Here is a 9,434-nt window from a genome sequence, read left to right as displayed (position 1 = left end):
CACCAGGAACCAGTCCAGGCCCTCCGCTCCGGTCACGAACCTCTTCGTGCCGCTGATCGACCAGCCGTCCGGGGTGCGGTGGGCGCGGGTGGCCGGGAGGCCGCCCCGGGCCGGGGAGCCCAGTTCCGGCTCCACGCGCGCGTGGTTGACGAGAACCGGGCGCTGCTCGGACTCCTTCAGCACGCGCGCGTACAGCCCCTCCGGCCAGTGGGGGTGGGCCGCCTGGCGGGCGTGGGTGGCCAGGGTCATCGCCGTGATGAGGGCGACGGACGGGTCGCCCCGGCCGACGGTGTGCAGGATGCGGGCGGTGTCCTCGACTCCGGCGCCCCGGCCGCCGTACTGCCGGCCGATCGTCGCGGTCAGCCAGCCCGCCTCGTGGACGAGTGTCAGCGACTCGGCGGGGAAGGTGCCGGTGTGGTCGTACCCGGCAGCCAGTTCGGCTATGCGGTCGACGGTCGCGGCGGTCACAGGGCCTTCTTCAGGTCGGCGTTCAGGGCGGTGGTCCAGAACGACCGCACGTCCAGGTGCGAGGACAGCGCGCCCAGCTCGGTGAACGCGTCGGCCACCTCCTGCTCGGAGGCGATCGCCGTGTCGTCGACCGTGCGGGCCCGCGTGGGGCGCTGCTTCTGCTGGGCGGTCAGGTCCCGTTCGGCCTGGGCGGCCGGCTGGTGGGTGTTCTCCGCGATCACCTGGGCGAAGGCGGCCTCGTGGCCGTCGCGGACGTACGCGTACGCCTTGGTGATCCGGGCGATCAGGTCGGCCGCCGCGGCCTTCTGCGCGGAGCTCTTCAGGACGCTGTCGCGGGCCGACCACAGGAAGTTGCCGGACAGGATGTCCGCGCCGGAGCCGACGGTCGTGGCGCCCTGCTGGTGGGCGGTGATGATCGAGGTGCCGTAGGAGGCGAAGGCGTCGATGGAGCCGCCGTTCAGGGCGGCCAGGCCGTCGTTGGGGAGGAGGGGCTTGGCGTCGATGTCGGACCAGGTCAGGCCCGCCCGCTTCAGCAGTTCGTAGAGGAAGTAGTGGGCGGTGGTGTTCTTGACGTAGCCGACCTTCCTGCCCTTGAGGCCCGCGATGTCGGTCACCTTCGAGCCCTTGGGGACGACGACCTCCTGGTTGAGGGTCGTGCCCTGCTGGACGGCGACGACCTTGAAGTTCGGTCTGCCGTCGGCGGCCGAGAAGACCGGCGGGATCTCGCTGGAGGAGGCGAGGTCGAGGGCGCTCGCGCGGACGGCCTGGAGCTGCTGGTCGCCGCCCTGGAACACGCTCCACTTCACCTTGTACGGGGTGTCGTCGAGGTGGGCGAACTTGAGGACCGCCTCCTCGACCTTCCAGCCGGTGGCGCCGACGCGCAGGGTGACGCCGGCCTCGGAGTCGGCTTGGGCGCTGCCGCCGCAGGCCGCGGCGAAGGGCAGCAGGAGGGCGGCGAGCAGGGCGGCGGGCGCGCGCAGGGCGCGGGGCAACAACACGGGGTCTCCATGGATTACTCGCGGGGGTGTCAGGCGGCGGGGGCGGTGGCGGCGCGGTGGGCCAGTTCCTGGCGGACCAGGGGCAGCACGTGCCGGGCGTAGTCGATGGCGTCGTTGAGCGGGTCGTAGCCGCGGATCGACAGCAGGTCGCAGCCGATGTCGACGTAGTCGAGGAGGGCCTGGGCGACGGTCTCGGGGGTGCCCACGAGGGCGGTGGAGGCACCGGCCGCGTTGGTGGCGACGGCGGGGGCGGTCCACAGGCAGCGGTCGTGGACCTCGCCGCGCTCGGCGATGTCGAGCAGCCGCTGGGAGCCGACGTTCGCCGGACGGCCGTTGGTGCGGTAGTGGCGGAGCAGTTCGGTGGTGCGGGCCTGGTCCTGGAGGACGCCGAGGGTGCGGTGCGCCTTCTCCCAGGCGAGTTCCTCGGTGGGCGCGATGATCGGGCGGAAGGAGACCCAGATCCGGGGGTGCGGGCGGCCGGCCGCGTCGGCGACCGCGTTGACGGCGGCGATCTGCTCGGCGGTCTCCTTCAGCGGTTCGCCCCACAGGCCGAAGATGTCGCCCTGCTGCCCGCCGACCCGGTAGGCGTCCTGGGAGGAGCCGCCGACGGAGATCGGGACCAGGCCGTGCACGGGCTTCACGTCGGAGTAGTAGCCCTCGAAGGTGAAGTACTTGCCGTGATGCGAGACCGGGCCGTCGGCCAGCCAGACCTTCCGGAGGATCTGGATGTACTCGTCCGACCGCTCGTACCGCTCGGCCTTGTCGAGGTAGTCGCCCTCGCGGCGCTGCTCCTCGTCGTTGCCGCCGGAGATGATGTGCAGGGTGAGGCGGCCGTCACTGATCCGGTCGAGGGTGGCGAGGGCGCGGGCCGCGTGGGTCGGGAAGATCACGCCGGGGCGGTGGGCGAGGATCGGGCGGACGCGTTCGGTGTGGGTGGCGACGAACTGGGCGACCTGGAAGGCGTCCGGGGAGGCCGAGTGGTAGGCGACCAGGGTGTGGTCGAAGCCGCCGTCGTCCAGGGCGCGGGCGTACCTGCGCAGGTGGTCGACGTCGAGGCCGGTACGGCTGGAGGCGGCGGGGCCGGAGGCTCCGGCGTCGGTGTGGACGGCGCTGATGAACTCGACAGGCATGAGGGCTCCCGTGGTTACTTGAGAAGTGACGTGTCGGCGGACTTCGCCACGTCCACGTTCGGGTCGAGCACGCCGATGCCGTTCATGAGGTCGGCGACGCCCTGGACGGTCGTGTTCACGTCGGAGGTGATCGGCAGCACCTGGCTGTACGCGGCGGACGCCAGGGTCCTGGCCACGGTCGCGTCGGCGCCGTTGCGCTGCTCGATGGCCTTGGCGTAGGCGTCCTGGTGGGTGCTGGTCCACTTCAGGGCCGTGCCGAGGCGCTTGAGGAAGTCGGCCAGGGCGGCCTTCTTCGACGTGTCCGCGAGGGCCTTGTCGGAGGCGTTGACGAAGCCGATGCCGCTGACCCGGCCGTCCCCGCCGTCGACGAGGAGCCGGCCGCCCTGCTCCAGGCCGACGGCCTGGTAGACGCCGAAGGTCGCCCAGATCTTGACCTTCCCGGAGGCGAAGGCGGCCTGGGCGTCGGTCGGCAGCAGGTACTGCACCTGGACGTCCTTGTAGCTGAGACCGTTCTGCTTCAGCACGTTGGCCAGCAGGTACTCCGAGACGCTGCCCCTGGCCGAGGAGACGACCACCTTCTGGCCCTTGAGGTCCTTGACGCTGTCGATGCCGGAGTCCTTGCGGACGACGATGCCGACGTGCGTGCCGTCGTTCTTGAGGGCCGCGACGTTCTTCAGTCTCACCCCGCCGCTGAGCGCCTGCAGGGCGGGCAGGTCGGCGGAGAACCCCGTGTCGGCGGCGCCCGCCTGCACGGCCTGGTAGAGCGGCGCGGCGCCCTCGAACTCGGCCCACTTCACCTTGTACTCGGCGCCCTTGAGGGCGTCGGAGGCGGCGACGATCGTCTGCAGGGTCTTGGCCTGGTCGCCGATGGTGAGGGTGACCTGCCCCTTCGCGGAGGCGTCCGCCGAGGAGTCCGCGCCGCAGGCGGTCAGGGCCAGGAGAGTGAGGGCGCTCAGCGCGGCGGTGGCGGTGGCGGTGAGTCTGCGGGTTCCACGTATGGCGCGTGTCACGAGGGGGTTCCTTCCAGGGTGCGGGTGACGCCGAGCCAGCCGAGCAGCCGGGCGCGCAGGGAGACGAAGCCGGGGGTGGTCAGGTCGCGGGGGCGGGGCAGGTCGACGGTGAGTTCGTGGGCGATCCGGCCTCCGTCCATGACCAGCACCCGGTCGGCGAGCAGCAGCGCCTCCTCCACGTCGTGGGTGACGAGGAGGACCGCGCAGCCGTGCGACTGCCAGAGTTCGGCGACGAGTTGCTGGACCTTGCCGCGGGTGAGGGCGTCGAGGGCGCCGAACGGCTCGTCGAGGAGGAGCAGTTCGGGTTCGCGGACCAGGGCGCGGGCCAGCGAGACGCGCTGCGCCTGGCCGCCGGAGAGGGTCTTCGGCCACACCCCGGCGCGGTCGGCGATGCCCACCTCGTCCAGGGCCTGCACGGCGAGCGCGCGGTCGGCGCGGCCGGGCAGGCCGAGGACGACGTTGCGCCACACCTTCAGCCAGGGCAGCAGCCGGGGCGACTGGAACGCGGCGCTGCGCCGGACCGGCACGGTCACCTCGCCGCCGATCTCGTCGTCGAGGCCGGCCAGGATCCGCAGCAGCGTCGACTTGCCGCAGCCGCTGTGCCCGAGCAGGGCCACGAACTCGCCCTCGCGGATGTCGAGATCGAGGTCGTGCAGGACGGTGTTGCCGTCGAAGGCCCGGGAAAGCGCCCTGATCTCCACGCTGTTGGCCATGATGCTCACGCCTCGCCCTCGAAGTTGGCGCGCCAGGTCAGCAGGCGGCGGGACAGGATCCGTACGGCGAAGTCGCAGGCCAGGCCGAGCAGGGCGTAGACGACGAGGCACAGCACGATGACGTCGGTGCGGAAGTACTGCTGGGCGTTGCTCATCAGGTAGCCGAGGCCCGCGTCCGCGTTGATCTGCTCGGCGAAGACCAGGGCCAGCCAGGCCGTCGACAGGGCGTACCGGAGTCCCACGAGGGCACCGGGCAGCGCGCTCGGCAGGATCACGTACGTGACGAGGCCGAGCCGGCCGAGGCCCATCATGCGGGCGGCCTCGACGAGTTGGGCGTCGGTGGAGCGGATGCCGCCGTAGATGTTGAAGTACAGGGGGTAGGTGACGCCGAGGGCGACCAGGGCGATCTTCGGGGTCTCCTCGATGCCGAACCAGACGATGAACAGCGGGATCAGACCGACCCAGGGGATCGCCCGGAACATGCCCATCGAGGAGTCGATGACGTCCTCGCCGAGCCGGAACAGCCCGGCGAGGAGGGAGAGGACGAGGGCGACCGTGGCGCCGATGAGGAAGCCGATGCCGGCCCGGCGGCCCGACGCGGCGATGGCGCGGGGCAGTTCGCCGTCCTTGGTGAGGTCGACGGCCTGTCCGAGCACGTCCACCGGTGAGGCCAGCACGGACTCCGGGAGGACGCCGGTGGCGGAGGCCAGGAACCAGAGCAGGATCAGCCCGACGGGTCCGGCGGCGCGGCGCACGGAACGGGGCACGGCCGGCCGACGGCCCTGCCGGACGGTGCCGCGGATCGTGACCCGCCCGGCGGGGGGCGCGGCCTGCGGCGCGGGGACGGCGGCCTTCAGCGATTCGGTGGTCATGAGGACCCCCCCACAGCCGTGGGCGACCCGGACGGAAGTGGTCCGGTCGCGGCCGGACGGTCGGGATCCGCCGACCACGCCGACCAGGAGCCCGGGAACAGGACCGCCGCCTCGAACCCGGCGATCTCCAGGGCCGCGATCTGGTGGGCGGCGGTGACCCCGGAGCCGCAGTAGACGCCGATCCGCGTCGCCGCGCCCGCGCCCGCCTTCCCGAACCGTTCGCGCAGCGCGGCGGCGGGGAGGAAGGTGCCGTCGGCCGCGAGGTTCTCGCCGGTCGGCGCGGAGACCGCGCCCGGGATGTGCCCGGCCCGCGGATCCACCGGCTCCACCTCGCCCCGGTACCGCTCCCCGGCCCGCGCGTCCAGCAGCAGCCCGTCGGCGGCGAGCCCGGCGGCGCCGTCGGCGTCCGTGACCGGCAGCGCGCCCGCCCGCAGTACGACGTCTCCGGGCGCCGGAGCGGCCGGGATCCCGGTCTCCAGCGGCAGCCCGGCCGCCCGCCAGGCGCCCAGCGCCCCGTCGAGGAGCGTGACGTCGGTGAGGCCCGCGTACCGCAGCAGCCACCAGGCCCGTGCGGCCGCCGTGTTGCCCAGGTCGTCGTAGACCACGACGGGCTGGTCCGCCCGCACTCCCCAGCGCCGTACCGCCGCCTGGAGGGTGTCGAGGCCGGGCAGGGGATGGCGGCCGGCCCGCGGCGAGGGCGGCGCGGCCAGTTCGGTGTCGAGGTCGACGTAGACCGCGCCCGGGAGGTGGCCGTCGGCGTAGTGGTCGCGGCCGTGCGGGTCGCCCAGGGCCCAGCGGACGTCGAGGACGGCGGGCGGCCGGCCGGAGCCGAGCAGGGCGTGCAGTCCGGCGGCGGTGGTCAGGACCCGGCGGCTCATGCGAGGCCCTCCGCGATCAGGGGCAGCCCGGGCGAGAGGCGCAGCCGCTCCAGGAACAGCACGACGGTGGCGGCGGCCGTGCGGTGCAGGGCGTCGTTGAGGACGTCGTGGCGGCCGCCGGTGAACTCCACCAGGTGGACCGGGGAATCCGCGTAGGCCGCGCGGGCCGCCGTCACCGGGCTGACCCGGTCGTCCTTGCCGTGCAGGGCCAGCACCGGCACCCGTACCCGGTCCAGGCGGAGTTCCGGCAGGTCGGGTGTGATGTCGAGGGCCCCGCGGCGGAAGGCGGGGTCGCCGGTCAGCCGGGCCTGGTGGGTGGGGCAGGCGGTACGCGCCTCGATCTCGGTCTCCCAGCCGCCGGCCGCCCAGGGGCCGGTGGGCAGGCCGGCCAGGATCAGCGCGTCGGCGCCGGAGGCCGGCCCGGCGGCCAGCTCCACCGCGTACCGGGCGCCGGTGTCCGCGCCGACCAGGACCTTCGGTCCGGGCAGTGACTCGTCGGCGAGGAGTTTGGCGGCCTCGTCGAGGACCGCCGGGTCGGCGGCCGGGTCGCCGAGGGCGCGGACGCGGTAGGCGTCGAAGGCCAGCCGGCGGCCGAACCGCTCGTACACACCGCCGTGTTCGCCGCGGCCGGCCAGCACGATCAGCGTGCCGCGCGCGGCGAGGCCTTCGGGTTCGTCCCAGGAGAACGACATGAGGGGGCAACTCCCGTTCCGGAGCAGGGGAAGAGAAGAAAAAGGGGGGAGGAGAGGCGGCCGTCACCGGCACGTGCCGGCCACGGGGCGGGTTCGCCGGGGGCGGCGGAAGGACGCGGATACGCGCGGAGGAATCGAGGAATCAGCGACAGCGGGCGCTGCACGCCACGCCGAAGTCGATGACTCGGCGCTGCGTCAGAAGGGCAGCCGTGGCGGTCGCGAACATGCCTCCATCATGAGCGGCGGTGACCGAACGCGTCCAACGATGATTCCGCATCGAAACCGATCAGGGATCGCGATCGGTCGGGGAAACGGCTACCGTCACCGCCATGTCCCGACCCGTCCTCGACATCGTGGCCCTGCGCAGCCTGACCGCGGTGGCCGACTGCGGCGGCTTCCACCGGGCCGCCCGCGCGCTCGCCCTCAGCCAGTCGGCGGTGAGCCAGCACGTGCGCAGACTGGAGAAGGCGCTGGGGCACCCCGTGGTCGAACGCGAGGGCCGCGGCACCCGGTTCACACCCGAGGGACGCCTGCTCCTCGAACAGGCCCGGCGGATCCTCGCCGTCCACGACGAGGCCGTGCGGGTGCTGCTGGACGCGGACGGCGACACCGTCACCATCGGCTCCACCGAGCACGCGGCGGACCAGTTCCTGCCCCGGCTCACCGCCGCCGTCCAGGAGGTCCGGCCCGGCTGCCGGGTCCGCTATCGCATCGACCGCTCCGCACGGCTGGTGGAGGCGGTCGAACGGGGCAGCGTGGACGTGGCGGTGTACGTCACGGAGGCCGCCGCCACCGAGGGCACGCCCGTCGGCGGTCTTCCGCTCTCCTGGCACGCGACCCCCGGCTGGCGGCGGCCCGACGCCCCCTCCCCGGTGCCGCTGGTCGCCATCGAGGAGCCCTGTGCGATCCGCCGCCGGGCCATCGCCACGCTCGCCGCGCAGGGCGTGCCGGCCACGGTCGTCGGTGACGCCGGCTATCTCGCGGGGGTCCTCGACATCGCCCGCACCGGGCAGGGCGTCGCCCTCATCGCCGCGGTCGGCGCGGCCCCGGACGGCCTGACCCGGTACGACGGCCTGCCCGCCGTCACCCCCATCCCGATGAGCGCGCTCGCCCGCCCCGGCGCCGACCCCACGACGGTACGGGCCGCGTTCGCCGCCGCCCGGGAGCTGCTCGGCGGGGCGGCGGCCGGGACCTGACGGCCCGCCCGGCCCGTCACCGGCAGGGGACGCCGAGATCGGCGGAGCGGACCGAGCGGCGGTGCCGGGCCAGGACGGCCTGCCTGAGGGCGCCCAGGACCAGGGACTGGAGGAGCGCCGAGACGACGACCGTGCCGACGAAGAACCAGTTCGGGGTGTCCGTGCGCCAGGCCGTCCGGCCGAGCGCCGAGAGCACCGGGAACACCGGGAACGTGACCAGGGGCGGCCAGAGCCAGGCGTAGTCGGAGCCGTGGTCGTCGGTGTCGGCGGCGTCGACGGCGGCCTTGGCGATGACGACGGCGACCAGGACGAGGTAGGCCACCGAGAGGCGGTTGGTGAGCATCAGCCGGACAACGGTGCGGGCCGGGCCGGTTTCCATCGTCGTCTCCCCCGTGGCCGGTCGTCGTTTCCTCACGCTCACTGCATCGTCGGGGCCGGACCGCGTCCCGGTCCTGAGTACGCGTACTCAGTTGTGCGAACGAATTCCCGTGTCCCGGTCAGTAGTTCGACATCCCGGCTCCCGCCTGCGCCAGGTCGTGCAGCCGCTCCAGGCGCTCACGCGTGTCCTCGTCCGCCGGGACGTAGGTGACCATCCGCGCCCCGGAGCCCGGGTTCAGGAACAGGTCCGTGTGTTCCAGGGTGAGGAAGCCGACGTACGGGTTGAGGAACTGCTTGGTCCTGGCGCGCAGGTCCACCACCTCGTAGCGCTCCCAGTTCTCGCGGAACTCCGCGGACTCCGCCGCCAGCCGCTTGACCAGCATCTTCCAGGCCGGCTCGGCGAGATGGCCGGCCATGGACGCGCGGAGCTTCGCGGCCATCAGGCGGCGGGTCTCCTCCAGGTGCACGATGGAGCGGCGCCATTCGGGGTTGGTGTAGACGAGGATCATGCAGTTGCGGTCCTCGGGCGGGACCGCGTCCAGGTCGCCCATCAGGCGGGCGTAGGTGCGGTTGTAGGCGAGGATGTCGTAGCGGCTGTTCTGGACGGAGGCCGGGAGGGGTTCCAGGGCGCGGAGCATCTCGTGCAGGGCCGGGGTGACGCCCGTGCAGCTCGCGGCGGGGGTCGGGTCGACGGCTTCGGCCAGCTGGAAGAGGTGGGCGCGCTCGGTGCCGTCGAGCCGCAGGGTGCGGGCGAGGGCGTCCAGGACCTGGACGGAGACCTGGATGTCCCGGGCCTGTTCGAGCCAGGTGTACCAGGTGACGCCGACCGCGGAGAGCTGGGCGACCTCCTCGCGGCGCAGGCCGGGCGTGCGGCGGCGGGTGCCGCGGGGCAGGCCCACCTCCTCCGGGGTGATCCGCTCCCGGCGGCTGCGCAGGAACGCGGCCAGCTCGTGCCGCCGGATGTCGGCACCCCGGCCCGGGGCGGGGGCCGCTGCTGTCCGCCGAGGGCTCGTCGTCTCCTGCGCCGTGGTCGTCATGCGTCCAGACTGCCGCGCCGCCGATCCTGTTGCCAGGTACTTCTACTACCAGGACAAGGAGA

General features: G+C 73.3%; 11 protein-coding genes. 1 reads left to right on the top strand and 10 read right to left on the bottom strand.

Translation table 11 applies throughout. The features are described from left to right. The 8 genes from ACFWPQ_RS32205 to ACFWPQ_RS32170 all read right to left on the bottom strand — a co-directional run. On the bottom strand, positions 1 to 468 hold a 468-nt coding region (locus ACFWPQ_RS32205; RefSeq protein WP_384042456.1), incomplete at its 3' end, for an acyl-CoA dehydrogenase family protein. Next, complete coding sequence (locus tag ACFWPQ_RS32200; RefSeq protein ID WP_384042453.1) at positions 465 to 1,466, bottom strand: ABC transporter substrate-binding protein; 1,002 nt, start codon at positions 1,464 to 1,466, stop codon at positions 465 to 467. The genes ACFWPQ_RS32200 and ACFWPQ_RS32205, both read right to left, overlap by 4 nt. Positions 1,467 to 1,495: 29 nt before the next feature. After that, entirely contained in the window at positions 1,496 to 2,596 is a 1,101-nt protein-coding gene (locus ACFWPQ_RS32195; protein ID WP_384042450.1) for an LLM class flavin-dependent oxidoreductase, read from the bottom strand. 14 nt (positions 2,597 to 2,610) lie between these two features. After that, positions 2,611 to 3,606, bottom strand: a complete 996-nt coding sequence (locus ACFWPQ_RS32190) for an ABC transporter substrate-binding protein (RefSeq protein ID WP_384042447.1) — start codon at positions 3,604 to 3,606, stop codon at positions 2,611 to 2,613. Continuing rightward, positions 3,603 to 4,319, bottom strand: a complete 717-nt coding sequence (locus tag ACFWPQ_RS32185; protein WP_384042475.1) for an ABC transporter ATP-binding protein — start codon at positions 4,317 to 4,319, stop codon at positions 3,603 to 3,605. The genes ACFWPQ_RS32190 and ACFWPQ_RS32185 overlap by 4 nt, the downstream gene beginning before the upstream one ends. Positions 4,320 to 4,324: 5 nt before the next feature. Beyond that, the gene (locus tag ACFWPQ_RS32180; RefSeq protein WP_384042444.1) at positions 4,325 to 5,191 is read right to left on the bottom strand and encodes an ABC transporter permease; all 867 of its coding nucleotides are present in this window, start codon (positions 5,189 to 5,191) and stop codon (positions 4,325 to 4,327) included. Next, positions 5,188 to 6,069 (bottom strand): sulfurtransferase, encoded by an 882-nt coding sequence (locus tag ACFWPQ_RS32175; RefSeq protein ID WP_384042441.1) that lies wholly within the window; start codon positions 6,067 to 6,069, stop codon positions 5,188 to 5,190. The genes ACFWPQ_RS32180 and ACFWPQ_RS32175 overlap by 4 nt, the downstream gene beginning before the upstream one ends. Further along, positions 6,066 to 6,761: an alpha/beta hydrolase gene (locus ACFWPQ_RS32170; protein WP_384042439.1), complete on the bottom strand. Its 696-nt coding sequence runs from the start codon at positions 6,759 to 6,761 to the stop codon at positions 6,066 to 6,068. The genes ACFWPQ_RS32175 and ACFWPQ_RS32170 overlap by 4 nt, the downstream gene beginning before the upstream one ends. A gap of 329 nt (positions 6,762 to 7,090) precedes the next feature. On the opposite strand from ACFWPQ_RS32170, the gene ACFWPQ_RS32165 reads away from it, so the two are divergent. Next, entirely contained in the window at positions 7,091 to 7,957 is an 867-nt protein-coding gene (locus ACFWPQ_RS32165) for a LysR family transcriptional regulator (protein WP_384042436.1), read from the top strand. Between the two features lie 16 nt (positions 7,958 to 7,973). Here ACFWPQ_RS32165 and ACFWPQ_RS32160 read toward each other — a convergent pair whose 3' ends face one another. Further along, a complete protein-coding gene (locus tag ACFWPQ_RS32160; protein ID WP_384042434.1) occupies positions 7,974 to 8,336 on the bottom strand; it encodes an SCO4225 family membrane protein in 363 nt (120 codons plus the stop codon). A gap of 118 nt (positions 8,337 to 8,454) precedes the next feature. After that, a complete protein-coding gene (locus ACFWPQ_RS32155; RefSeq protein WP_384042431.1) occupies positions 8,455 to 9,372 on the bottom strand; it encodes a helix-turn-helix transcriptional regulator in 918 nt (305 codons plus the stop codon). Positions 9,373 to 9,434: the final 62 nt, after the last annotated feature.

Source organism: Streptomyces sp. NPDC058464, assembly GCF_042721035.1.
GTDB lineage: Bacteria > Actinomycetota > Actinomycetes > Streptomycetales > Streptomycetaceae > Streptomyces.
This window is presented reverse-complemented; position numbering and strand designations above follow the sequence as displayed.

Coding starts and splice junctions, on each gene's coding strand:
- ACFWPQ_RS32155 (WP_384042431.1), bottom strand. CDS start 9,372: ATGACGACCACGGCGCAGGAGACGACGAGCCCTCGGCGGACAGCAGCG.
- ACFWPQ_RS32195 (WP_384042450.1), bottom strand. CDS start 2,596: ATGCCTGTCGAGTTCATCAGCGCCGTCCACACCGACGCCGGAGCCTCC.
- ACFWPQ_RS32160 (WP_384042434.1), bottom strand. CDS start 8,336: ATGGAAACCGGCCCGGCCCGCACCGTTGTCCGGCTGATGCTCACCAAC.
- ACFWPQ_RS32185 (WP_384042475.1), bottom strand. CDS start 4,319: ATGGCCAACAGCGTGGAGATCAGGGCGCTTTCCCGGGCCTTCGACGGC.
- ACFWPQ_RS32165 (WP_384042436.1), top strand. CDS start 7,091: ATGTCCCGACCCGTCCTCGACATCGTGGCCCTGCGCAGCCTGACCGCG.
- ACFWPQ_RS32170 (WP_384042439.1), bottom strand. CDS start 6,761: ATGTCGTTCTCCTGGGACGAACCCGAAGGCCTCGCCGCGCGCGGCACG.
- ACFWPQ_RS32175 (WP_384042441.1), bottom strand. CDS start 6,069: ATGAGCCGCCGGGTCCTGACCACCGCCGCCGGACTGCACGCCCTGCTC.
- ACFWPQ_RS32180 (WP_384042444.1), bottom strand. CDS start 5,191: ATGACCACCGAATCGCTGAAGGCCGCCGTCCCCGCGCCGCAGGCCGCG.